The organism is Pseudomonas sp. EL_65y_Pfl2_R95 (genome assembly GCF_963971045.1).
GTDB lineage: Bacteria > Pseudomonadota > Gammaproteobacteria > Pseudomonadales > Pseudomonadaceae > Aquipseudomonas.
The window spans coordinates 1,627,907-1,651,901 of record NZ_CAXAOV010000001.1 but is presented as its reverse complement, the minus strand read 5'-3'; the positions used below and the strand labels follow the sequence as shown (position 1 = coordinate 1,651,901).

The following is a 23,995-nucleotide window of genomic DNA, read 5'->3' as shown; positions in this document are numbered from 1 at the left end:
GATCTACGCGGCCAGAGAGATCTGCTAACCAGCATCAACGGCATCGCCGACAAGACAGCGGCGTTGATACTGGCTGAGCTGGGAGATATCCAGCGTTTCGACAGCAGCCGAGCTGTTACCGCCTTTTCCGGGCTCAATCCGAGGCTGCAGGAGTCGGGGAAATTCAAAGGGCATACGCGGATATCGCGCACGGGTTCTTGCAGATTACGAGCCGGACTTTATATGCCGGGTGTCACCTCCATAACGTATAACCCGGCCATTCGAGCGCTGGCTCAGCGAATGAAAGCCAACGGCAAAACGGGTAAGCAGATCGTCTGCGCAGCGATGCGCAAACTGCTTTGCATCGCCTACGGCGTACTGAAATCCGGGAAACCGTTTGATCCTCATCTCGCTATTGCAAGGTGAGGTTCAAGACGGTATCTACGGAACGTCAGCCACCGAGTGCGCATCGAAGGTTAATGATGGCCGTTCACGAGGCTGTTACTGCGCTAATGCCTCGGCAACAAAGTCGAGGCGGTCTTGGCCAAAGTGCAGTTCGTCACCGACAAAGAAGCTCGGCGCGCCAAATACGCCTCGTTTTATGGCTTCTTCGGTGTTGGCTTTCAAGCGCTCCTTGACGGCCTCGTCTGCCACTAGTCGGGAAAATTCTTCAGGGTCAAAACCCGCTGCCGACAGCACCTGTGCGACCTGCTCGGGGTCACCCATGTTTATCTTTTGCACCCACATGGCTTCAAACACGCTTTTAACAAACAATTCAAAGCGTTGGTCATCGAGATACCCTGCCGCGCCGCGCATCAGGTGCAAGGTGTTGATTGGGAAGTTGGGGTTAAACGCCAGCGGGACTTGGTAGCGTTTAGCGAAGCGCGCAAGGTCTTGCAGCATATAGCGACCTTTTGCCGGAACTTGCACAGGTGAACTGTTGCCCGTGGCTTTGAATACACCACCCAGAAGCATGGGCCGCCAGCTAATCTGTGCGCCAGCATTGGCTGCAATCTGCGGCAGCTGGGTCCAGGCCAGATAGCTCGTGGGGCTGCCGAAATCGAAGAAAAATTCTACCTGTTTGCTCATTGGGTAACTCCTGTCATTTGATTGTTGCGCCGAGCATCAAAAGGTTTCCATCCATGGCCGTAAGTCCAGCTCATGGGTCCAACTGTCGCGGGGTTGGCAATGCAATTGCCAATAGCTGTCGGCGATGTGTTCAGGGTTGAGAATTCCGTCCTGCTCCTTGAGTGCGTAGCGTTGCGGGAATGTCTCGCGAATAAACGCGGTGTCGATAGCGCCGTCGATAATCGGGTGGGCAACATGAATGCCTTGTGGACCCAGTTCGCGAGCCATGCTCTGGGCCAGCGCGCGCAAGGCGAATTTTGCCCCGGCGAATGCGCAAAAGCCTTTGCCACCGCGCAATGAAGCGGTCGCGCCGGTGAAAATGATCGTACCCTGGCCCCGCGGCAACATCACTTTGGCTGCTTCACGACCGGTCAGAAACCCAGCCAGTGTCGCCATCTCCCAGACTTTGCGATAGACCCGTTCAGTGGTTTCAGTGATTGAAAAATTGACGTTGGCACCGATGTTGAAAATCACTGCGTGCAAGGGGCCTATTTCACGCTCAATGGTGGCGAACATTTCGATCACCTGTTCTTCGACACGGGCGTCGCAGCCGAAGGCGCGGGCGGTGCCGCCTGCCTGCTCAATACTTTCGACCAAGGGTTGCAGTTTTTCCGCGTTGCGCCTGGCTACGCAGGTGACGAAGCCCTCGCGGGCGAACCGCTTGGCGATCTCGCCACCGGTTGCGTCGCCAGCGCCCACTACCAAAACTGCTTTGCGTTGAGTTGTCATAGCTACTCCGTGTCAGGGTTCTGTTTTGGAACTCATAAGAATAGTCGGTTCCATTTAGGAACCTGTCAAGTTATTCTTGTTTGGCAATCTGCGGAGGCTATCTATGCGCTGGGAAGAACTTGATCAACAACCGTGCTCCTTGGCTCGCACCTTATCGGTGGTCGGTGACCGCTGGACCCTGTTGGTGTTGCGCGAATGTTTTATGGGCGTGCGCCGTTTTGACGACTTTGAGCAGCGTCTGGGCGTCACCCGGCACCTGTTGTCTGATCGTCTGAAGAAGCTAGTTGAAGCTCAGGTGCTGAGCAAGCAAGCCTACCAACAGCGGCCGGTGCGCGAGGAATACCGGCTAACTGCCAAGGGGCGAGATTTGTACCCAGCGATCATGGCATTGGTGCATTGGGGCGACCTGCATATGAGTGAGAATGGCGAAGCGCCAATTCGCCATAGGCACACTCACTGTGGCGAGCAGGTACATGGGCAGATGGTGTGCTCGCATTGTGCTGAGCCGCTTTTGCCGCAAGACGTTCAGTTGGAGGAGTCACCCAAATACCGTGGCAAGTTGCTGCCCGTGCGCGCGCTCGGCGATTGAGGCCGCGTTTGTCGGCTTAAAAGAGGCGAGCCAGCAGGGCAGTGACGGCCGTCTCTACGCGCAGGATGCGCTCGCCGAGTTGAACCGGACTCAGCCCCGCCTCATGGAGCTTTTCGATCTCATAAGGGATCCAGCCGCCTTCTGGGCCGATGGCCAGGGTTACCGGGCGCTCCACTGCTCGGGGGCATGCTGGGAAATCTCCTGGATGTCCGACCAGCCCCAGGCTGTCGCCCACCATCTGCCGCAGTTGGTCCTCAACAAAGGGCTTGAAGCGCTTTTCGATACGGATCTCTGGCAGCACCGTATCGCGGGCTTGCTCCAGGCCCAAAATGAGCTGCTCGCGAACCGCCTCTGGTTGCAGAAATGGTGTCTGCCAAAAGCTTTTCTCCACCCGGTAGCTGTTTAGCAAAACCACGCGGGCGACGCCCATTGAGCTGATGGTTTGCAGCACGCGGCGCAGCATTTTCGGGCGCGGTAGTGCGAGCAACAGCGTGAGTGGCAGTTTTGCAGGCGGCGCTTGGTTCAGCTCGAACCGGATATGGGCCTGCTGTGCATCCAGTTGCAGGATCTGGCCATTGCCCATCAGCCCATTGATGCGGCCAACCCGCAAGCTGTCGCCAGCTTCAGCGCGATGTACTTCCAGCATGTGTTTAAGCCGCCGACCTGTGAGGATGGCCTGGTCGGCGCTAATGCAGTCGCTGTCTTCGAGTAACAGCAGGTTCACGGTTTGGTAGCGGGCGGCTGGTCGCGGGTCTCGCTGGCGGCTTGCGCTTCTGCCTCTTCGGCTTCCAGTCGCTCACGGCGCTTGACCATGGCGCCACAGAGCAAGCCAGCTTCAAACAGCATCCACATGGGCACCGCGAGCAAGGTTTGCGAGAAAATGTCCGGCGGCGTCAGGACCATGCCAATCGCAAAGCAGCCAACCACAACATAAGGACGGCCTTTGCGCAGGGTCGGGACATCAACAATACCGACCCAAATCAGCAGAAAGGTCGCCACCGGAATCTCGAAGGCCACGCCGAAGGCGAAAAATAGAGTCAGTACAAAGTCGAGGTATTGGCCTATGTCCGTCATCATTTCGACCCCTTCCGGGGTGACGCTGGCAAAGAAGCCGAACATGATCGGGAATACCACGAAGTAGGCGAACGCCATGCCGCCGTAGAACAGCAAGATGCTGGAGATCAACAAAGGCACTGCTACGCGTTTTTCGTGCTTATACAGGCCGGGGGCAATAAAGCCCCAGATCTGATGCAAAAGCACAGGTATGGCGAGGAACAGCGCGACCATCATGGTCAGCTTGAATGGCGTCAGGAAGGGCGAGGCCACACCTGTTGCAATCATCGTCGCGCCAGCAGGCAAATAGCTACGCAGTGGGGCAGCCACGAGGGCGTAGATGTCTTGCGAGAAGTAGAACAGCCCAGCGAAAAGGACAAATATCGCGAATACGCAGCGCAGCAGGCGCGTGCGCAGCTCAGTCAGATGCGAGATAAGCGGCATCTCTTCATCTTGATGATCAGGTAGTCGGCTCATGGTTGTTGGGCTTTATCCGGGCTGTCAGCAGCGCTTGTTTTTACGGCAGAAGGCTCTTCGGCAGGCGGCTCTGTTGGCGCTGTCGTCACGGCAAAGGCTTCGTCAGGCGCCGGGGTAGTCGGCAAGCTTTCAGTGGCTGAACTCGTCGACTCACCGAAAGGTGCTGGAGCTAAGCTCGCAGCAACAGTCGTTGGTGAGGCTTCGGCGGTTGGCTTGGCAGTGCTTTTACCCGGCGCCAGAATGTCGTTTTTCATCGACTTCATTTCTCGCTCAAGGTCGAGAATCTGCTCGTTGTGCAGTTGCCGGCGAATTTCATCTGCGCCAATCTCGCGCTCAACGTCAGCTTTGATTGCGTTGAAGCTACGTTTAATCCGGCCAATCCATAAGCCCGCTGTCCGTACTGCCCCCGGCAGGCGCTCGGGGCCGAGCACTACCAAGGCGACAAGTCCGCACAAAAGCAGTTCAGTGAAACCGATATCAAACATGTGAGCTGACTCTTAGTACCTGAAAATAGTACCTGTAATACAGGACCGGCTGATGAACGAGTAAGCAGCCAGCCGGTGCTACGCGCGCGAAGTGCGCAGCAACAGGGCGGGGTGTTCAGCGAGCATGCAGCGACTAGAACAGACTTAGTCTTTCTTTAGCGGATCTTCAACCTTGCGCGCTTGAGCGTCAAAGGTCTGGCCTTTTTCGTCTTCAACTGGCGGTTTGTCTGCGTCTTCAGTGCCCATCGATTTACGGAAGCCCTTGATCGCGTCGCCGAGGTCCGAACCAACACCTTTCAACCGTTTGGTGCCGAACAACATGACCACGATCAACAGAATGATCAGAAGCTGCCAAATGCTAATTCCACCGAAACCCATGATGCGTACTCCGATTTAAATAAGGGTTAGGACTCTGAGCGTGCCGCTTTTTCGGCATGCCCACTTAATCCAAAGCGTCGATCCAGTTCGTCCAGCACTGCTTGCGGGTGCTGGTCCAGTGCGGCCAGCATAACCATGCTGTGAAACCATAGATCGGCTGTTTCATAAATCACGTCGCTGCAGTCTCCACTGATTGCAGCATCCTTTGCGGCGATGATGGTTTCAACCGATTCTTCGCCGACTTTCTCTAAAATCTTGTTCAGGCCTTTATGATACAGGCTAGCCACATACGAGGAGTCTGCGGCTGCGCCTTTGCGTGACTCAAGGACTTCAGCCAGGCGGGTCAGGGTATCAGTCATGGCTGTGTCCTTCGGCATAAATGGCTTTTGGGTCTTTGATTACTGCGTCGACTGTTTTCCATGCGCCATTCTCGAATACGCGGTAGAAGCAGCTTTCGCGCCCAGTGTGGCAGGCAATACCGCCGAGCTGCTCAACTTTGACAATAACCACATCGGCATCACAATCCAGGCGCAGCTCGTGGAGCTTTTGTACGTGGCCGGACTCTTCACCTTTGCGCCATAGTTTACCGCGCGAGCGCGACCAATAGATGGCGCGGTTTTCGCTGGCGGTCAACGTCAGGGCCTCGCGGTTCATCCAGGCCATCATCAGCACCCGGCCAGTCTGGTAATCCTGGGCAATTGCCGGAACCAGCCCGTCGCTGTTCCAGTTTATTTCATCAAGCCAATCGTTCATTGCACATTCCGCCCTGTTCGGGCTGTTCGAGTCTCTAGTTTGCCAGTACGGCACGGGTGTGGCTATCGGCGCAGCACCAGATAAATGCCGCCGATCAGCATTGTCCAGATCGGCCAGGCTGGCAGCTCAAGCTGTAAACCTTGGCTGACTGCACCGGCAATCAGCACACCCCCGAGCAGGCGCGCCGGCCAGTTTGAGTGGCTTTGCTCTTCGGTTCTGACCGTCAACTGCTGCTGATTGAGCTTTTCCAGTGTATCGCGGGCAATCTGCGACAGGTGTGGAACCTGTTCCGCCTGTTGTTGCAGGTTGCGTAGCAAGTGTATCGGACTGTAGCGCTCGCGCATCCAGCGCTCCAAAAATGGCTGCGCGGTGCTCCACAGGTCCAGGTCTGGGTAGAGCTGGCGGCCCAGTCCTTCAATATTGAGCAAAGTCTTTTGCAGCAACACCAACTGCGGCTGGACTTCCATATTGAAGCGCCGCGCGGTCTGGAACAGGCGCATCAGCAGCTGGCCGAAGGAAATATCCTTGAGCGGCCGCTCGAATATTGGCTCGCAAACCGTGCGTATAGCTGCCTCGAAATCGTTGACCTTGGTTTGCGCGGGTACCCAGCCTGAGTCGATGTGCAGTTGGGCCACGCGGCGGTAATCGCGCTTGAAGAACGCCAGCAGATTGCGCGCTAAGTAGTCCTGGTCTTCTGGTGTCAGGCTGCCGATGATGCCGCAATCAATGGCGATATACTTCGGGTTCCATGGCTGGCTGGTGCTGACGAAGATATTGCCCGGGTGCATATCGGCGTGAAAAAAGCTGTGGTCGAACACCTGGGTGAAGAAAATCTCGACGCCGCGTTCAGCCAGCAGTTTCATGTCAGTGCGCTGATCCGCCAAGGTCGCCAGATCAGTAACTGGAATGCCGTAGATACGCTCCATGACTAGCACTTTGGGCCGGCAATAGTCCCAGTAAACCTGCGGTACGTAGAGCAGTGAAGAACCATCAAAATTGCGCCGGAGCTGACTGGCGTTGGCGGCTTCACGGAGCAGGTCGAGCTCATCGTAAATGGTTTTCTCGTAATCGCTGACCACTTCCACAGGGCGCAGGCGGCGAGCATCGGCCGAGGCTTTCTCCGCCAACTTGGCGATGATAAACAGCCAGGCGATATCTTGGCGAATAATCGGCTTGAGGCCGGGACGGATGACCTTGATCACCACTTCTTCACCGGTTTTCAACTTGGCCGCATGGACTTGAGCAACCGAAGCAGATGCCAGCGGCTGTGGGTCAAAGCGGGCAAAGGTGTCGGTTACTCTGGCGCCCAGTTGTTCTTCGATGAGGGCCAGTGAGTGCGCCGGGTCGAACGGCGGCACTTGATCTTGCAGTTTGGTCAGCTCATCGGCCACATCGAGTGGCATCAAATCGCGCCGGGTGGAAAGCAACTGACCGAACTTGATGAAAATTGGCCCAAGCTCTTCTAAGGCTAAACGCAAGCGTGCGCCGCGACTCAGGCCCAGGTCTTTGCGGGGCAGCCAGCGCCACGGCAATCCGTAGCTGAGCATGCGCAGCCAGAACGGCAAAGGTAAGGCAAAGAGAAAGTCATCCAGCTGATAGCGGATGACTACGCGCAGGATTCGGAACAAGCGACGTGCGGCGAGCAACTTCATTCTTTGGGCTTATTACGTTGGGCGAGACGTTCGATGCGTGCATCGAGACGGTCGAGGGCTAACTTCAGGTCATCCAGTTCGGCAAAGCGCGCATTGGCTTCACGTTGGCCAACCAAGGTGCGCGATTCTTCGCTGAGATAATCGGCGAGGTTCAAGCGCAAGGTATCAAGAGTTTGGGATGTCCAGCTAACCCGGCTGCGCAGATGGCTGCCGAGGAGTTGGCTGCCGACCGGGCCGAGCCACCGCGACAGTTCATATTCCCAGTCGAGTTCAAGGTCTTGCAGTACAGCAGCAAAGTCGAGGAGCACAGCGCTGTCACCCTCAAGCTCTACTTCCGGGCTATGCAGCACCGCCGTTTTATCGCTGCTGGTGGCTAAACGAAGCAAGTGGGAGGCCGGCGCCCGCAGGCGGCAATCCACTTCGCCCTCCCAGCGGGCGGCCAGCATCAGGCCTTCGCCGTCGGGCATGATGAACAGGCTCATGGCTGGCGACTGGCAGTCAATGGCAATGACTTTGCCTGCCAGTGGCTCAAGGCGTGGCAGCGCAGTGCTGTCCAGTGCCAGCACACGGTTGAGGCCGGTTTCGACCCCGGCCAGCAGCCCGCTCAACAGCATCAGGGTTTGATACCGCGGTGCAGCGCGACGATACCGCCAGTCATATTGTGGTAGGTGGTGCGCTCAAATCCGGCATCGACCATCATTGCCTTCAACGTGTCCTGATCGGGGTGCATGCGGATCGACTCAGCGAGGTAGCGATAGCTTTCCGAGTCATTGGTGATCAACTTGCCCATCAGCGGCATAAAGGTGAACGAGTAGCGGTCGTAGATTTTCGACAGCATGGCGCTTGATGGCTTGGAGAACTCCAGGATCAACAGGCGTCCACCAGGTTTGAGCACCCGTAGCATCGAACGCAAGGCGTCTTCTTTATGGGTGACGTTGCGCAGGCCAAAGGCGATGGTCACACAGTCAAAGTGGTTGTCCGGGAAGGGCAGCTTTTCGGCGTCGGCCTGAACAAACTGGACGTTGCCGGCAACGCCCCGATCCAGCAGGCGATCCCGACCGACTTTCAGCATCGAGTCGTTGATGTCGGCCAGCACCACTTCACCGGTTGGGCCGACCAAGCGTGAGAATTGGCGCGTGAGGTCGCCTGTGCCACCGGCAATGTCGAGCACCTTGTTGCCGACACGCACGCCAGACAGTTCAATGGTGAAGCGCTTCCACAGGCGGTGCATGCCGCCGGAAAGCAGGTCATTCATGACATCGTACTTGGCAGCCACCGAGTGGAACACTTCTGCGACCTTTTCAGCCTTCTGGCTTTCCGGCACGTCTTTAAAACCAAAGTGTGTGGTCGGTTCGCTGTCGCTGTTCTTGCGCGGATCGTTCATGTTGCGCTCACTTGAATCATAGTGAGCGACATTCTAAACCTGCGACGTGGCTTATGTCTTGGCATGTGCTCCATAGCCGCGAGCAGAGCGACCAGCAGGCCTGCTATAGTCAGGCAAATTCAGGTTGCAGCCCGAGGATACCAATGGCCAAAATTGACATTCAACGCCCTCACTCACTGGGTCGCGACGGTGCCCGTGAAAAAGCCGAATACCTGGCAGAGCGTTTATCCAACGAATATGGCGTGCGCTATCAATGGAAGGGTGATGTGCTCGAGTTCAAGCGCAGTGGGGCAGACGGTCGTATTGAGGTCGGTGAGGATCAAGTCCGGGTGCAGCTGAGCCTGGGATTAATGCTCTCGGCGTTGAGCGGGACTATTAAACGTGAGATTGAGCAGGTCCTGGATAAGCATCTGCAGGCTTAACAATCACTAGCGTCAGGCGCGGGTTTGACGCTACCCATGCCGGCGGACAGAAAAGCGCTGTCCGCCTTTACTGGCCGCACTGCATATTTATTGCAGAATCTTTGGGCTTAGTATGTGGTTTCTAATTTTCCTCGATAGGCTGTGTCTCAAGCCTGCACTTTGTGGGCGTTTCCTCTTAATTATTTGAGTGAGGTGCACCATGTCTAAAGTCGCTATCAAAAAGAAAGTTGTCGTCGAAGACAAAGCCACCGTGCTGACCGACGCCAAAGTCTATGCGCGTAAAATCTGGCTCGCGGGTTTGGGCGCATACGCCAAAGCCGGTCAGGAAGGCGCAGAATATTTGAAAGACCTGATCAAGACCGGTGAAGGTGTTGAGCAGAAGGGCAAAAAAATCGTTGATCAACAAGTCGATGCGGCCAATAGCCAGATCGACAGCGTGAAAACTAACGTGCGCAGTAATGTCAGCAGCGTTAAAGGCAAAGTTGAATTGCAACTCGACAAAATCGAAAAGGCGTTCGACACTCGTGTTGCCTCCGCTCTGAACCGTATTGGTATTCCGTCGAAGCAGGACATCGAAGTCCTCTCTGCTAAGCTGGATGAGTTGAGTGCATTGCTTGATCACGTCTCGCGTACCAAATAAGGAGAGTCGGATGGCTGTTAAGAAGAAAGTTGAAAAAGAAGCTAGTTCGTGGATCGGCGGCGTAGAGCGTTACTCGCGTCAAATTTGGCTGGCCGGTTTGGGCGCCTACTCCAAAGTCAGCAAAGACGGCACCAAGCTGTTTGATACGCTGGTCAAGGATGGCGAGAAAGCCGAGAAGCAAGCCAAGACCGAAGTCGACAAACAAGTCGATGCGGCTAAATCTTCGGTTGATTCACGTGTGGGTTCTGCCAGGTCGAAAGTCGACGAAGTACGTGGCAGAGCAATTGGTAAGTGGGGCGAGTTGGAAGAAGCTTTCGACAAGCGTTTGAACAATGCCATTTCGCGCCTTGGTGTACCGAGCCGCAATGAAGTGAAAGCGCTCAATGCCAAAGTTGAAGGCCTGACCAAGCAGATCGAAAAGCTCACTGGCGTCTCGGTTAAGTCGGTTAAGCCAGCGGTCAAGGCCAAGCCAGCACCTAAAGCAGCAGCCAAGCCAGCCCCAAAGGCGGCCGTTAAACCGGCAGCGAAAAAACCCGTGGCAAAGGTAGCGGCTAAACCTGCTCCTAAAGCTGCCGCTAAACCAGCTGCTAAACCAGCTGTAAAAGCAGCAGCCAAGCCAGCGCCAAAGGCAGCGGCTAAACCGGTGGCTAAACCCGCCGCCAAACCGGCAGTAAAAGCGGCCGCTAAACCTGCTGTTAAACCGGCGGCTAAGCCTGCTGCAAAGCCAGCAGCGCGCAAGCCAGCGGCTAAACCCGCCGCCAAGCCTGCTGTAGCCAAGCCTGCTGCAGCAACGACACCTGTTGCTACACCAGCGGCTGCACCTGCGGCTAACTCACCGGCTACACCGGCAGCACCAACGACACCGACATCCCAGTCGTAAGCGTTTAGCTGTTACTCAAAAAGCCCGGCATCTGTGCCGGGCTTTTTGTTTCCTGTGAATTAGTCTTCCAGGTAGCGCTGAGCCAAATGTTCGGCGGCAAATCGTGATTCTGGGCTCAGGTGCGGCGCGACCAGCATCATCACTTGATAGACCACCAGGCGGCTTTCACCGTCACTGCCGATGATGCGCTGATAGTCGAGGGAGAACAGCAGCGTCAGGGTGATCTGCTCAACCAGTTGGCCAAGCGACTGCGTATCGCTAAGCAGTTGCTCTTCGGCCTTGAGTCGCGCCAGCAAGGCCGCGAGCGTGCGCTTCAGCGCGTTAAGCCAGTGGCGCATCCCTCGGGCAATTTTGGGCAGGCGTCCGGTTAGGTTGGACAGGTCTTGGAAGAGAAAGCGGTAGTGGGCCATGCGCTCGGCAATCAAGTGCAGGAACAGCCAGTAATCTTCAACATCCAGCTGGGCGTCTTCAGGTGGGTCGAGCAACGGTGCTAGCTCGGCTTGGAAGCGTTCAAACAGCCCGGTAATCAAGGGCTCTTTGCCGTGGAAATGGTAATACAGATTGCCTGGGCTGATGCCTAGCTCATTGGCGATTTCCAAGGTTGAAACATTGGGTTCGCCCTCTTGATTGAACAACATCAGGGCACATTCGAGAATCCGTTCACGAGTTTTCATGCAGGTTTCTTATTGTTAATGCACATGGCACGAAGATAACTGTGCTGCGGCGTTTCGGCCAGCAGATTGCGCCGGCTGCAGATACGCATGCAGTCCAGGGCGGGACAACCTTGGAGTTTCCTTCGTCATTGAAACCATGTCTGGAGCGGCCATTTCGGTAGGCTGGACGATGTTTTTATCGTCCAGCATTTGCAACCATGAATATCCGAAAATTTGCATGTTCCCAGTGGACAAGCTCAGTGGTGTCACTTCGTGTTTTTGGCTTTCGGGGTGCCGCCTAGCGTGCGTGTACGTAATGACCGGGCGCCTCTGCCAGCTGCGGATAATTCTGGTCACCCGTGGCCATTATGGTTTCACGCTGAGTCCCAGAGCGGGCCTGTATCCATTCCAGCCAAAGTGGCCACCAGCTGCCTTGCTGATTTTTAGCATCGTGGTACCAGGCGCGTGGATCTGAAGTAAGTTTCGGGTTCTCAAAGAAATTGGCTTTAGGGTTGCCCGGTGGATTGAGAATGCTTTGGATATGGCCGCTATTCGACAAAACAAAGCGCCGGTCGCCACCGAGAAGCAGGGTTGAACGATATACCGCATCCCAGGGCGTAATGTGATCGTTGATGCCCGCGATGTTGAAGCTGTCGACGTTAACCTTCTGCATATCAATCGGGGTGCCGCAAATTTCCAACGCACCGGCGCGAGTCAAAGGGTTGTATTTGAAGAACTCGATCAAATCGCCATGCAGCGCAGCGGGTAAACGGGTGTTGTCGTTGTTCCAGTAAAGGATGTCGAACGCTGGGGGTAGTTTGCCCATCAAGTAATTGTTGACCCAGTAATTCCAGATCAAATCATTGGGCCGCATCCAGGCAAAGACCTTGGCCATATCACGGCCATCAAGCACGCCTTGTTGATAGGAGCGTCGCTTGGCTGCTTCAAGGGTTTTTTCATCAGCAAACAGCATCGCCGGGCTATCGATCTGGCTGTCGAGCAAGCTAACCATATAGGTTGAGCTGGCAATCTTACGCAACTGGCGTTTAGCCTGCAGGTGCCCTTGTAATGCGGCGATGGTCAGGCCGCCAGCACATGCGCCGAGTAAGTTGACATCTTTACTGCCGGTGATCGCGCGGCAGACATCTATCGCCTCTTCAAGCGCTTGCACGTAGCTCGAAAGGCCCCACTCGCGGTGTTGCGGGTCGGGATTGCGCCAGCTGACGACGAAGGTTTGCAGGTTGTTTTTCAAGGCGTACTGAATGAAGCTCTTCTCGGGTGAGAGGTCGAAGATGTAAAACTTGTTGATTTGTGGGGGCACGATAAGCAAGGGCTTGGCGTACTGTTTCTCGCTCATTGGTTTGTACTGAATCAGCTCGAGCATTTCATTACGGAAAATCACCGAGCCCGGGGTGGTTGCCAGATTCCGTCCCACCTCAAATGCATGCTTACTGACCTGGCTGGGCATGCCGCCGTTGTTCATCAGATCGTCAAGTAAATGATTGAGCCCTTTGAATACACTGGTGCCGCCGCTGTTGAACAGCTCTTTCAGGGCCAGTGGGTTGAGCAACGAGTTTGAGGGCGACAGCGCATCACTCAACAACGACGAAACAAAGCGTGCGCGTGTGCGGTCATCCGCCGACAGGGCGCTTTCATCTATCCAGCTGTTGAGTTGTTTTTGCCACGCCAAATAGGCTTGCAGGCTACGCCGGTAAAAGGGGTTATGGTGCCAGGTCGGGTCACTGAAGCGGCTGTCATGAGGGTTGACCTTGTGTGGCGTATCGCCTGCCAGTACGCGGCCTAACTGACCTCCAAATGCCAGTAAATGTTTGGCACTGTGTACGGGCTGCTTGAGTCCCTGCAGCGCTAAAACGCGGAATGTGGAGATAACATCGCGACCGCGCAGACCGGAAATGGCGTTCTGCGCATTCATGGCTCTGGTAGGACTTGGCAAACTGCTTTTGCTGGTTTTATCAGGCATGAAATAACACTCCGTCGTTATTACGCTGCGCAACCTCGTATGCATTGCTGCGCTTTGTAGCTGGGTTACCGCAGCTATGAAGCAGCAGTTGAACGCGGGCAAAGTCGCCAGGACTCATTGTTCTATATTGAGCAGCAAGGCTTGTACCAATATGGCTAAACCTGCATTGCAGAGCCTGCGAGGCCCGCAGGCAATAAAATGGCCAGCCCTTAAATGAGTCAACTATAGGTGCCAAGCACTACAAGAGTGCGACAGTCTTGTGACTACCATTTCTTCAGGGCTAGTGAGTTGAGGCGGCAACTGGTACCGGGTGCATCACTGCACGTTGGCGCTCTTCGTCGAGGAACTTCATGATAATGGGTGCGACCGTTTCGGCGCGGGTCACCAGAAATAAGTGGCCATCATCAATCACATGCAGCTCGGCATTTGGAATACGCCACGCCAGTAAACGCATATTGATCAGGGGGATAATCGGGTCGTCATCACCGGCGAGCACCAAGGTCGGCTGATGAATTTTGTGCAGCCAGTGAATGCTTGTCCAACCCAGGCCTGCAAATAACTGCCAGTAGTAACCGACCTTGCCTGAGGAGCGCACTTTACTGGCGTGGGCCATGGCGAGCTTCGGATCTCGGCGGAAGGCGCCACCGTAGATGATTGGGGCGATTTGTACGCCGTATGAGGGCTGTATATAGCGCCGAGGGCTGGCCATGCGCAGCAGAACCTTGGGCTTGCCGGGCACCATTACCGCGCCCGCAGCAGTTGCCGCCAGTACCAGTTTTTTGCAGCGCTCGGGATAGTCGTGAGCAAATTGTTGGGCTAACGCGCCGCCCCAGGATACGCCGATCACATTGACTTGACCGTAGTCCAGATAGTCGAGCATTCGCGCTGCGAGCTTGGCCAATCCAGGGAAGCGATAAGGCGTGCTTGGGGTGGATGAACCGCCCACGCCAGGGACGTCGAAGGCGATGACTTCGAGTTCAGGGTCGAGCGCTTTAACGAATGGCATAACCAACTCAAGGTTGGCGCCAATGCCGTTGAAGATCAATAGCGGCGCGATTTTGCTGTTACCAGGGCGAACCGCAGTACGGATAGTCTGGCCATCCAATTCGATGGTGCGAAATACAAATGGTAGCGACATACGCGTAGCCCTATCAGTTAAACCGTTGAGGTGGACGGTCTTGGCTGTATCCATAGCCTCCAGATCATTCTGGTCCGCTGAGTGCTCAGCGAGCAGCGCAGTTCTTGCGCTGCGGGCATCAGTGCGCAGTGCGCAATTAATTAGCGTTCGTGTACATAGGTGCCGGGTGCAGCTTCACCTGCCGGGTATTTTTTATTGCCCAGCTGGGCTTTCGCCGGTTTTGTTTTACCTGAGCGCTCGGCCAGCCATTGTTGCCAATGCAGCCACCAGGAGTCCGTGTGTTTGGTTGAGTTCGCCTGCCAGTCTTTGGGGTCATCTGGCATCTCGGCGTTGGTCATGTAGCGTGATTTGGGATTGCCCGGCGGGTTGAGGATGCTCTGGATGTGCCCGCTGTTAGAGAGAACGAACTCGCAGTTACCGCCAAACAGTTTGGCTGACTTGTAGCACGACTCCCACGGCGTGATGTGGTCAGTGTTGCCTGCTACGCAAAACAGATCGCTCTTAACCTGTTTCAGGTCAATAGGCGTACCACAGACCTCAAGTGCACCCGTGCGCGTCAATGGGTTGGTGACGAACATATCAATGAACTCGCCATGCAAGGCAGCCGGCAAGCGTGTGGTGTCATTGTTCCAGTACAGAATATCGAAAACAGGTGGTTCGTTACCCAGCAGGTAGTTGTTGACCCAATAGTTCCAGATCAAGTCATTGGGCCGCATCCAGGCAAACACTTTCGCCATGTCGCTGCCTTCGAGCACGCCCGCTTGGTAGGAGCGCCGCTTGGCCGCTTCAAGGGTTTTCTCATCGGCAAACAGCGCGACCTGCGTATCCATCTGGGTGTCGAGCACACTCACGAGCAAGGTCAGGGCATGGACTTTCTGCTCGCCCAGCGCCGCGTAATGGCCGAGTAGCGAAGTGGTGGTCAAGCCGCCGGAGCACGCGCCCAGCATGTTGATGTCTTTGCTGCCGGTAATAGCGCAGATCACCTCAATCGCTTCTTTAAGCGCTTCGATGTAACTGCTCAGGCCCCATTCGCGCTGGGCTTTGGTCGGGTTGCGCCAGCTGACTACAAAGGTCTGCACGCCATTGCGCAACAGAAAGCGCGCCACGCTTTTCTCCACCGACAAGTCGAACACGTAATACTTGTTGATCTGCGGCGGTACGACCAGTAGAGGCCGTTCGTGGACTTGTTCAGTGACAGGGGCGTACTGGATCAATTCGAGCAGGTCATTGCGAAAGACTACAGCGCCTTCAGTGGTGGCCAGATTTTTACCCACCTCGAAGGCAGACATATTCACTTGGCTCGGCATGCCGCCGTTGTTGACCATGTCTTTGGCAAGGTGGGAGAGGCCGTCGAGCAGGCTTTTGCCGCCCGTCTCGAAGAAGCGTTTGACTGCCATTGGATTGGCCAGCGTATTGCTTGGCGCCATGGCTTCAGTCATCAGATTAACCACAAAGTGACCGCGGCTGGCATCTTGTGGTGACAGGGTGCTTTCGTCGATCCACTGGTGCAGTTCTTTGCGCCAAGCCAGGTAGGTTTGCAGGTAGCGCCGATACAGCGGGTTTTGGCTCCAGGCAGGGTCATTAAAGCGCTTATCCGTAGGATCGGCCTGTAGTTCAGATTGGCCGAACATAACGTTTTTCAGCTCGAGACCGAAATGCGCGACATGCTTGGCACTGTGTAAAGGTTGCCGCAGCGCAAGGGACATCACCATTCGCGCTGAAGTAAGCAGGTCTTTACCACGGATCCCAACGACGGGATTAAGGCCAAGGGTGTTTTCTGAAGCTTGATGCTTCAGGGCATCATTATTTTTATCAGCCATTTGACGCTCCATTGTCCTGAGACACCGACCTCAATTGCATTATGCGCGCGGACATAAGCAAGGGCGCGGCGTTACTCGGGTTACCGTATGCAATTAACATGACTACTGTATGCAGCTGGTTGCTCCAGATGCAGGTAACTTGCCAGTTACTTGGTTACCCGAGTTTTTGCCTTTACGCAAGGCGTGCGTGTGCAGCATTGAGTTAAAGCAGTATGCCTTGAGAGATTAGAAAATGCGTTCTAACTGTGCGCTCGCAATGGCGGGCAAACGCAGCAATGGCCGATTTGGTGCGTGCGCGGTGGGTTGGAGCAGGCCGTGGTGCGGCGCCCGCTTACTGCATGAGCCGCACAATTGATTCGCTGGGGTCGCGCGACTTGCCAGCGGCTTGCAGCTCGGCGAGGTAGTCTGACCAGAGTTGATCCTGACGAGTGGCAAGCTGATAAAGGTAGTCCCAGCTAAACAAGCCGCTGTCATGGCCGTCATCGAAGCACAGTTTCAGTGCGTAGTTGCCTGCGGGCTCGATGCTGCTCAAGCCGACATTGAGCTTGCCGGTTTGCAGGATTGGATTGCCGTGACCCTGCACCTCGGCAGAGGGTGAGTGGACGCGTAAAAACTCGGCAGGCAAGGTGTAGCTACCCTCAGCGTACTTCAGCGTCAGGGTTTTCGATGCCTTGTGCAGTTCGATTGCGCTGGGGATTTTCGCCATGGAGAGTGTTCACGCCGTGCAAAGGGTTAAAAGACAGTAGCTGCTTGGGCGGCGGACGCTTGTCCTTCATTGGGTAATGATCAAATGTGCAGCGATCAACACATCCAAGTATCAGGAACCATATTAAGTGTCCGTCGGCCCAGTGGTGGATGAAAAAGACGTCATCCACCCTTGTACGCCAAAGCCTATCGCGCGGCTAGAGAATATAACGCGACAGGTCTTCGTCTTCTGCCAGTTCGCCCAAGTGGCTGTTAACGTAGCTGGCGTCAATCAGAATTGGTTTGCCACTGTGGTCGGCGGCCATATCGCCAGCGCTGAATGACACTTCCTCAAGCAGGCGCTCGAGTAAAGTGTGCAGACGACGTGCACCGATATTTTCAGTCTTCTCGTTAACCTGCCAGGCGATCTCGGCGATGCGCTTGATGCCCTCGGCGGCAAACTCGATACCCAAGCCTTCAGTGTTGAGCAGTGCTGCGTATTGCTCAGTAAGTGACGCATGGGGCTCAGTGAGGATGCGCTCGAAGTCTTCTGGGCTCAGGGCTTTGAGTTCTACGCGAATTGGCAGGCGGCCCTGCAACTCAGGGACCAGGTCGCTCGGCTTGCTCAGGTGGAAGGCACCGGAGGCAATAAACAAGATATGGTCGGTTTTGACCATGCCCAGTTTGGTGTTGACTGTGCAGCCCTCGATCAACGGCAGCAAATCACGCTGTACACCTTCGCGGGAAACATCCGCACCCCCGGTGTTGCCGCGCTTGGCGACTTTGTCGATTTCGTCGATAAATACAATGCCGTGCTGTTCAACGGCTTCCAGCGCGCGCGCTTTAAGCTCTTCTTCATTGACTAGGCGCGCGGCTTCTTCCTCGCGAACCATCTTCAAGGCATCTTTGACCTTGAGCTTGCGGCTCTTGGTTTTGCCTTTGCCCATGTTCGAGAACAGGTTCTGCAGCTGGTTGGTCATCTCCTCCATGCCCGGCGGGGTCATGATTTCGATCCCGGCTGGGCTGTCGGCGACTTCGATTTCGATCTCTTTGTCATCCAGCTCGCCTTCACGCAAACGCTTACGGAACAGCTGACGGGTGTTGGAGTCAGTGCTTGGTGCGGCTTCTTCTTGGAAACCCTTGCGAGCTGGCGGCAGCAGGGCATCGAGGATGCGATCTTCGGCAGCATCTTCGGCACGATGGCGCACGCGGACAATTTCCTGCTCGCGGAGCATCTTCAGCGCCGCATCAGCCAGGTCGCGAATGATCGACTCAACATCACGGCCAACATAGCCCACTTCAGTGAATTTAGTCGCTTCAACCTTGAGGAAGGGCGCGTTAGCCAGTTTGGCTAAGCGGCGAGCGATTTCGGTTTTACCCACCCCCGTCGGGCCGATCATCAGGATGTTCTTCGGGGTGACTTCAGCGCGCAGCTCGGCGGGCAACTGCATGCGCCTCCAGCGATTACGCAAGGCAATCGCTACAGCACGCTTGGCATCGTCTTGGCCAATGATGTGGCGATTCAGCTCGTGGACAATTTCACGGGGTGTCATGGACATGGGTAATAGGCTCCAAACGGCACTCAGGCGGATTAAATCGCTGAGTCCAGTTCCTCGATAGTCAAATTCTGATTGGTGAACACACAAATTGAGGCGGCAATGTTGAGCGCGCTTTCGGCCACTTCGCGAGCGGTCATGTCCTCAGTGTTTTGCAGTAAAGCGATTGCCGCAGCCTGGGCGAAACCGCCGCCAGAGCCCATGGCGATCAAGCCGTGTTCAGGTTCAACGACATCGCCGTTGCCAGTAATAATCAATGATGCATCTTTGTTGGCGACCGCTAGCATGGCCTCTAAACGGCTCAGTGAACGATCGGTGCGCCAGTCTTTCGCCAGCTCAACAGCGGCGCGGACCAAATGGCCTTGGTGCTTTTCCAGCTTGCCTTCAAAGCGCTCAAACAGGGTAAAGGCGTCTGCAGTTGCGCCCGCGAACCCTGCGAGTACTTGGCCGTGGTACAGGCGACGAACTTTTTTCGCGTTGCCTTTCATCACGGTATTGCCCAAAGAAACCTGGCCGTCGCCGCCCATGACGACTTTGCCGTGGCGGCGCACTGATACGATTGTGGTCAAGGGGAGAGTCTCCACGCTGCGGGGCGAAAATGCCCAATGTAGAAACAAATGGGGGGGCGGTTGGCGCTTTTCAACCGAGGCGTTGGGATTTTCGATTAATTAGGTGCTGAGGGCGTAACAGAAAATTGCTGACCGGCTCAGGGCGAGCCGGTCATAGGCAGGAGTCAGTTGGCCTGGCGCTGTTGCAGCAGCAGGTTGCTGAAGCCGTTGGCCGCAAGGGTTTTTTGCGACTGCGACAATTGCTCGCGGGTCGAGAACGGACCCACCAACACGCGGTGCCAGGTTTCGTCCTTGACCTTGCCGGCCTCGACCCGAACGCTCTGACCGAGCAAGGTGATTTGCGCGCGCACACTTTCAGCATCGTCCTTGCGCCGGAACGAGCCGGCCTGCAGGAAAAACTGAGTGGTCACGGGCGCAACCTGCGCGACTACCGGTGCCGGTGGCGGTGTTTCGCCTTTAAGCGCCGCTTCTGCTCGTGCAGCATCAATCTTCGCCGCTTCAGCAGGGGTTACCGGCTTCTGCTCAGGCTTGCTTTGGGGCAAGGCTTCTGGCGGCACTATGACCTCTGACTCAGGGAGCAAGGTGTAGAAGTCATACTTGGGTTTAGTTGATTCAGGCTTAGCGGCAGGTTTGGCTGCCTTGGCATTGCGCGCCTGTTCGGCGCGGTCACGCTGCACCTCGCCACTGCCTGGCTTGAGGTTCATCAGCAGCATTACAAAAACGCCAATGGCCAGGCCGCAGGCCAGCCAAATCCATCCCGGAATGGGCTTTTTTGCAGGTGCTTTGTAACGACTGGCCCCGCGTTTAGGGGCCGGTTTTTTACGGGCTGCCACTTACATACGCTCCAATGTTTCCAGGCCGAGCAATTGCAGACCTTGTTTGAGTGTGCGGCCGCTCAGTGCAGCAAGGCGCAGGCGGCTTTGCTGGGTTTGCGGGGTGTCGGCGTTGATGATTGGGCAATGCTCGTAGAAGCTTGAGAACAGGCCGGCAACATCATAAAGGTAGGTGCAAAGAATATGCGGCGTACCTTTGTCGGCAACGCTGTTGAGTACTTCACCGAACTGGGCGAGCTTACCTGCCAGTTCGATTTCTTGCGGAGTCTGCAGGTCAAGCGGGCCGTTAACCTCATCAAAACTTTTTCCGAGCTTGCGCAGCACGCTGGCGACCCGGGTGTAGGCGTAGAGCAAATAGGGCGCGGTGTTGCCTTCAAAGCTGAGCATCAATTCGAAATTGAAGCTGTAGTCGCTGGTGCGGTGTTTTGACAGGTCGGCGTACTTAACCGCGCCAATCCCGACGGCGTGGGCAATAGTGCGCAGCTCATTTTCGCTGATGTCCGGGTTTTTCGCTTTAACCAACTGGTAGGCGCGCTCTTCGGCTTCGTCGAGCAGGTCGATCAATTTCACGGTGCCGCCATCACGGGTCTTGAACGGGCGCCCGTCTGCGCCGTTCATGGTGCCGAAGCCCATGTGTTCGAGTTGCATGTCAGCGCCGACAAACTCAGCACGGCGGGCCACTTCAAACACCATCTGGAAGTGCAGGGCCTGACGTTGGTCGACGAAGTACAGGGCGCGGTCAGCTTTGAGGGTCTGGCTGCGATACCGCATGGCCGCAAGGTCAGTGGTTGAGTACAGATAGCCGCCACCGGCTTTCTGCACAATCACCGGCAGCGGATTGCCTTCAGCATTTTTGAATTCGTCGAGGAATACACACTTGGCGCCCTCGCTTTCGCTGAGCAGGCCTTTGGCTTGCAGGTCGGCGACGACCTTGGCAAGGTCGTCGTTGTAAGCGCTTTCGCCGCGCACGTCGGCTGGCGTCAGTTTGACGTTGAGGCGGTCGTAGGCTTTCTGGCAATGGCTCAGGGAAATTTCATTGAAACGGTGCCACAAGCGCATGCACTCCGGCTCACCGGCTTGCAATTTCACCACCAGTTCGCGGGCCCGGTTGGCGAAGGTTTCAGAGTCATCGAAGCGCTTCTTGGCGGCGCGATAGAAGACTTCCAGGTCGGACAACTCGCTTTTGGCAGCCTCTGGGTTTTCTTCCATATAGGCCAGCAGCATGCCGAACTGGGTGCCCCAATCGCCCACATGGTTTTGCCGGATGACGTCGTCACCGAGAAATTCCAGCACCCGGGCAACCGCGTCACCAATGATGGTCGAGCGCAGATGGCCAACGTGCATCTCTTTGGCCAGATTTGGCGACGACAAGTCGATAACAACTCGCTGCGTGGGACCGGCTTTGCGTACATTCAGATGCGGGTCTGCAAGCGCGGCTTCCAAGCGCTGAGCCAGTGCCGCGTTGTTCTGATAAAAATTAAGAAAGCCCGGTCCGGCGATTTCGACCTTATTGATTTGCGGGTCGGCAGGCAGCGCAGCAACCAGCTTTTCAGCCAGATCACGTGGCTTCATCCGCGCAGGCTTGGCCAGCATCATGGCGATGTTGCTGGCGAAGTCACCATTGCTTTTGTCTTTGGTGTTCTCCACCTGAATCGTCGGGGTCAAGCCTTCAGGCAGCACGCCTTCAGTGGTGAGGACGGTCAGGGCTTGTTGGATCAGGTGGCGAATGCTGTCTTTCATGGTCTGCTCTGTCGGCCGATCGGGCGCGGCTGCGCGTGAGGCACTGGTTGAAAACTGTACATTATCGACAGCTTGAGGGGCTCGCATCAAGGGCAAAGCTCTCAGTGGTGATTAAAACCCTGATGGTTTGCCCCATAAGCCTAGCCTGTAGGCGCGTTGTTTAGAACAAGTCTATTGGATCGACATCCAGCGACCAGCGCACGGCTCTGCCGCTGGGCATTTGTTCAAGGGCATTGAGCCAGCTATTAAGCAAGCGGTGCAGCGGTGCTCGGGCATTGCTTTGAATCAGCAGTTGTGCGCGGTAACGCCCCGCCCGGCGCTCCATCGGTGCGGGCACTGGGCCAAGCAGCTCGATGCCGCTGAGCTGTAGTTCTTCGAGTTGCAGTTCAGCTTCAGTGCAGGCTTGATCGAGAAACCCTTCAGCCTGGCCCGGTTTGTGTGCTTCGGCGCGCAGCAGGGCCAAGTGACAAAAGGGTGGCAAGCCGGCGCTGCGGCGTTCACTGAGGGCTTGTTCGGCGAAGGCGAAGTATCCCTGCTCGGTGAGTTGTACTAATAGCGGGTGATCGGCCAGGTGGCTTTGAATGATCACCTTGCCGGGCTCTTCAGCACGGCCTGCGCGTCCGGCAACCTGCACAATCAATTGGGCCATGCGCTCGCTGGCGCGGAAATCGGCAGAGAACAAACCGCCATCTGCGTCGAGGATTGCCACCAGCGTGACCCGGGGGAAGTGATGGCCTTTGGCGAGCATTTGGGTGCCGACCAAGATGCACGGCTCGCCTTTCTGAATGGTATTGAACAGCTGGGTCATGGCGTCTTTGCGTGAAGTGCTGTCACGATCGACCCGCAACACCGGAACCTCTGGATACAGAATCTGCAGGCGTTCTTCAGCACGTTCGGTGCCTGCGCCTACAGGGCGCAGGTCAACGCTTTTACATTTCGGGCAGTTGTGCGGCTGACGCTCGCTGTGACCGCAGTGATGGCAGCGCAGCTCACGCGTGCGTTGGTGCACCGTCATCCGGGCGTCACAACGCGGGCATTCAGATAGCCAGCCGCAGTCATGACACAGCAAAGTCGGGGCAAAACCGCGGCGGTTAAGGAATACCAGCACTTGCTGGCCGGCCTCCAGGGTTTTGCGAATGGCTTGCTGCATTGGCCCCGAAATACCCGAGTCCAGCGGCAGGCTCTTTACATCGAGGCGTAAAAACTTGGGTGCCTTGGCGTTGCCCGCGCGTTGATTAAGGCGCAGCAGAGCGTAGCGCCCCATATTGGCATTGTGCAGGCTTTCCAGTGAAGGCGTGGCTGAGCCGAGCACAATCGGGATGTTTTCTTGATGGGCGCGGACAATGGCCAGGTCGCGGGCATGGTAACGCAGGCCTTCTTGCTGCTTATAAGAGGCGTCATGTTCTTCATCGATGATGATCAGCCCCGGATTTTTCATTGGGGTGAACAGCGCCGAGCGGGTGCCAATGATGATGTCTGCCTCGCCGTCGCGGGCAGCTAGCCAGGCGTCAAGTCGGTCACGGTCGTTGACCGCTGAATGGAGTAATGCGATGCGGGCATTAAAGCGGCGCTCGAAGCGCTCCAGTGTCTGCGGGCCTAGATTGATCTCGGGGATCAAGATCAGTGCCTGTTTGCCGGCTTCCAGGGTTTCACGGATCAACTGCAAGTAGACTTCGGTTTTGCCGCTGCCAGTCACACCTGCGAGCAAATAGGTGTTGAAACTGCCCAGTCCCGAGCGAATCGCCGTGGTGGCTGCGCTTTGTTCTGGATTCAAGCTCAGCTCAGGTTGCGCCAGCCAGTTGGTGGGGCGCGGGTGAGCGGCGTGGCGCCGGACTTCGACACGTATCAGGTCTTTTTCGCGCAGCAGATCGAGGCTGTCTTTATTCAGTTGCAGCTGGCTGAGCAAGCCGTGGGCGACGCCATGGGGGTGTTGGGCGATGGTTTTCAGTGCGTCACGCTGGCGTGGCGCGCGGCTCAGGCGCGGGTCTTCGAGGCTGGCGCCGTCATTGGCCAGCCAGAAGCGTTCCTGGCGTGCCTGTGCAGGTTCGCCTTGGCGCAGTAAAATCGGCAAGGCCCAGCTAAAGGTGTCGCCCAAGCTGTGCTGGTAATATTGCGCTGTCCACAGGCAAAACTTGAAAAAAGAGCTCGGCAGCGCTGATTGCTCATCGAGCAGTTCGAGTGCCGGCTTGAGTTTGTCGATGGGCACTTCGCTTTGATCGGTGACCTCAACCAGTATGCCGACCAGCTCGCGTCGACCAAATGGCACGCGTAGCCGGACGCCCGGCTGCAAAGCGTCGGGGGAGACACCGGCAGGGGCCAGGTAGTCAAACAGTCGGCGCAGCGGCGAAGGCAATGCGAGGCGCAAAATAGCGTCGGTCACACACAGGCTCCCGGTGAGAAGGAGCCGAATATTAGCATGTGATCAGGCGACAGCCGGTGCTTTACACTGCTTGCGTGAGTTTCTGGGTCTGG

Annotated in this window: 26 protein-coding genes; 5 read left to right on the top strand and 21 right to left on the bottom strand. The window is 56.3% G+C overall.

Annotated features, from left to right (window positions below; all coding sequences use genetic code 11):
• A partial coding sequence (locus AACY09_RS07715; protein WP_339487033.1) for a transposase occupies positions 1-405 on the top strand: 405 nt, incomplete at its 5' end.
• 75 nt (positions 406-480) lie between these two features.
• Here AACY09_RS07715 and AACY09_RS07710 read toward each other — a convergent pair.
• Entirely contained in the window at positions 481-1,068 is a 588-nt protein-coding gene (locus AACY09_RS07710; protein ID WP_339487032.1) for a 2-hydroxychromene-2-carboxylate isomerase, read from the bottom strand.
• A gap of 36 nt (positions 1,069-1,104) precedes the next feature.
• Entirely contained in the window at positions 1,105-1,836 is a 732-nt protein-coding gene (locus AACY09_RS07705; protein ID WP_339487031.1) for an SDR family oxidoreductase, read from the bottom strand.
• A 103-nt stretch (positions 1,837-1,939) separates the two neighbouring features.
• On the opposite strand from AACY09_RS07705, the gene AACY09_RS07700 reads away from it, so the two are divergent.
• Positions 1,940-2,425, top strand: coding sequence for a winged helix-turn-helix transcriptional regulator (locus AACY09_RS07700; RefSeq protein WP_339487030.1), 486 nt, complete (start codon positions 1,940-1,942; stop codon positions 2,423-2,425).
• 16 nt (positions 2,426-2,441) lie between these two features.
• Here AACY09_RS07700 and AACY09_RS07695 read toward each other — a convergent pair whose 3' ends face one another.
• The 9 genes from AACY09_RS07695 to ubiE all read right to left on the bottom strand — a co-directional run bounded on the left by AACY09_RS07695 (position 2,442) and on the right by ubiE (position 8,607).
• Positions 2,442-3,149, bottom strand: coding sequence for a 16S rRNA (uracil(1498)-N(3))-methyltransferase (locus AACY09_RS07695; RefSeq protein WP_339487029.1), 708 nt, complete (start codon positions 3,147-3,149; stop codon positions 2,442-2,444).
• Positions 3,146-3,955, bottom strand: coding sequence for a twin-arginine translocase subunit TatC (gene tatC / locus AACY09_RS07690; RefSeq protein ID WP_339487028.1), 810 nt, complete (start codon positions 3,953-3,955; stop codon positions 3,146-3,148). Before tatC ends, AACY09_RS07695 begins: the two co-directional genes overlap by 4 nt.
• Entirely contained in the window at positions 3,952-4,440 is a 489-nt protein-coding gene (gene tatB / locus AACY09_RS07685; protein WP_339487027.1) for a Sec-independent protein translocase protein TatB, read from the bottom strand. Before tatB ends, tatC begins: the two co-directional genes overlap by 4 nt.
• A 144-nt stretch (positions 4,441-4,584) precedes the next feature.
• Positions 4,585-4,818 (bottom strand): twin-arginine translocase TatA/TatE family subunit, encoded by a 234-nt coding sequence (gene tatA / locus AACY09_RS07680; RefSeq protein WP_339487026.1) that lies wholly within the window; start codon positions 4,816-4,818, stop codon positions 4,585-4,587.
• A 26-nt stretch (positions 4,819-4,844) separates the two neighbouring features.
• Positions 4,845-5,177 (bottom strand): phosphoribosyl-ATP diphosphatase, encoded by a 333-nt coding sequence (locus AACY09_RS07675; protein WP_339487025.1) that lies wholly within the window; start codon positions 5,175-5,177, stop codon positions 4,845-4,847.
• Positions 5,170-5,571 (bottom strand): phosphoribosyl-AMP cyclohydrolase, encoded by a 402-nt coding sequence (gene hisI / locus AACY09_RS07670; protein WP_339487024.1) that lies wholly within the window; start codon positions 5,569-5,571, stop codon positions 5,170-5,172. Before hisI ends, AACY09_RS07675 begins: the two co-directional genes overlap by 8 nt.
• 62 nt (positions 5,572-5,633) lie before the next feature.
• A complete protein-coding gene (gene ubiB / locus AACY09_RS07665; RefSeq protein ID WP_339487023.1) occupies positions 5,634-7,223 on the bottom strand; it encodes a ubiquinone biosynthesis regulatory protein kinase UbiB in 1,590 nt (529 codons plus the stop codon).
• Positions 7,220-7,837: a ubiquinone biosynthesis accessory factor UbiJ gene (locus tag AACY09_RS07660; protein ID WP_339487022.1), complete on the bottom strand. Its 618-nt coding sequence runs from the start codon at positions 7,835-7,837 to the stop codon at positions 7,220-7,222. The genes ubiB and AACY09_RS07660 overlap by 4 nt, the downstream gene beginning before the upstream one ends.
• Positions 7,837-8,607 carry a bifunctional demethylmenaquinone methyltransferase/2-methoxy-6-polyprenyl-1,4-benzoquinol methylase UbiE gene (gene ubiE, locus AACY09_RS07655; protein ID WP_339487021.1) on the bottom strand — a complete coding sequence of 257 codons (771 nt, stop codon included), beginning with the start codon at positions 8,605-8,607 and terminating at the stop codon, positions 7,837-7,839. Before ubiE ends, AACY09_RS07660 begins: the two co-directional genes overlap by 1 nt.
• 143 nt (positions 8,608-8,750) lie before the next feature.
• Here ubiE and AACY09_RS07650 point away from each other — a divergent pair, with 143 nt between their 5' ends.
• From AACY09_RS07650 to AACY09_RS07640, 3 genes are all read left to right on the top strand, one after another.
• The gene (locus AACY09_RS07650) at positions 8,751-9,029 is read left to right on the top strand and encodes a polyhydroxyalkanoic acid system family protein (RefSeq protein WP_339487020.1); all 279 of its coding nucleotides are present in this window, start codon (positions 8,751-8,753) and stop codon (positions 9,027-9,029) included.
• Between the two features lie 199 nt (positions 9,030-9,228).
• Entirely contained in the window at positions 9,229-9,669 is a 441-nt protein-coding gene (locus AACY09_RS07645) for a phasin family protein (RefSeq protein ID WP_339487019.1), read from the top strand.
• A gap of 10 nt (positions 9,670-9,679) precedes the next feature.
• A complete protein-coding gene (locus AACY09_RS07640) occupies positions 9,680-10,549 on the top strand; it encodes a phasin family protein (RefSeq protein WP_339487018.1) in 870 nt (289 codons plus the stop codon).
• A 59-nt stretch (positions 10,550-10,608) separates the two neighbouring features.
• Here the strand turns inward: AACY09_RS07640 and AACY09_RS07635 are convergent, their stop codons facing one another.
• The 10 genes from AACY09_RS07635 to AACY09_RS07590 all read right to left on the bottom strand — a co-directional run bounded on the left by AACY09_RS07635 (position 10,609) and on the right by AACY09_RS07590 (position 23,903).
• On the bottom strand, positions 10,609-11,223 hold the full coding sequence (locus AACY09_RS07635) for a TetR/AcrR family transcriptional regulator (RefSeq protein ID WP_339487017.1): 615 nt from the start codon (positions 11,221-11,223) through the stop codon (positions 10,609-10,611).
• A 277-nt stretch (positions 11,224-11,500) separates the two neighbouring features.
• Positions 11,501-13,183, bottom strand: coding sequence for a class II poly(R)-hydroxyalkanoic acid synthase (gene phaC / locus AACY09_RS07630; RefSeq protein WP_339487016.1), 1,683 nt, complete (start codon positions 13,181-13,183; stop codon positions 11,501-11,503).
• A 280-nt stretch (positions 13,184-13,463) separates the two neighbouring features.
• Positions 13,464-14,321, bottom strand: a complete 858-nt coding sequence (phaZ, locus tag AACY09_RS07625; RefSeq protein WP_339487015.1) for a poly(3-hydroxyalkanoate) depolymerase — start codon at positions 14,319-14,321, stop codon at positions 13,464-13,466.
• 140 nt (positions 14,322-14,461) lie between these two features.
• Entirely contained in the window at positions 14,462-16,141 is a 1,680-nt protein-coding gene (phaC, locus tag AACY09_RS07620) for a class II poly(R)-hydroxyalkanoic acid synthase (RefSeq protein WP_339487014.1), read from the bottom strand.
• 331 nt (positions 16,142-16,472) lie between these two features.
• Positions 16,473-16,847 (bottom strand): DUF971 domain-containing protein, encoded by a 375-nt coding sequence (locus AACY09_RS07615; protein ID WP_339487013.1) that lies wholly within the window; start codon positions 16,845-16,847, stop codon positions 16,473-16,475.
• A 196-nt stretch (positions 16,848-17,043) separates the two neighbouring features.
• The gene (gene hslU, locus AACY09_RS07610; RefSeq protein ID WP_339487012.1) at positions 17,044-18,384 is read right to left on the bottom strand and encodes an ATP-dependent protease ATPase subunit HslU; all 1,341 of its coding nucleotides are present in this window, start codon (positions 18,382-18,384) and stop codon (positions 17,044-17,046) included.
• Positions 18,385-18,416: 32 nt separating this feature from the next.
• A complete protein-coding gene (gene hslV / locus AACY09_RS07605; RefSeq protein ID WP_339487011.1) occupies positions 18,417-18,950 on the bottom strand; it encodes an ATP-dependent protease subunit HslV in 534 nt (177 codons plus the stop codon).
• Between the two features lie 164 nt (positions 18,951-19,114).
• On the bottom strand, positions 19,115-19,783 hold the full coding sequence (locus tag AACY09_RS07600) for an SPOR domain-containing protein (RefSeq protein ID WP_339487010.1): 669 nt from the start codon (positions 19,781-19,783) through the stop codon (positions 19,115-19,117).
• Entirely contained in the window at positions 19,784-21,523 is a 1,740-nt protein-coding gene (gene argS / locus AACY09_RS07595; protein ID WP_339487009.1) for an arginine--tRNA ligase, read from the bottom strand.
• Between the two features lie 160 nt (positions 21,524-21,683).
• Positions 21,684-23,903 (bottom strand): primosomal protein N', encoded by a 2,220-nt coding sequence (locus tag AACY09_RS07590; protein ID WP_339487008.1) that lies wholly within the window; start codon positions 23,901-23,903, stop codon positions 21,684-21,686.
• Positions 23,904-23,995: the final 92 nt, after the last annotated feature.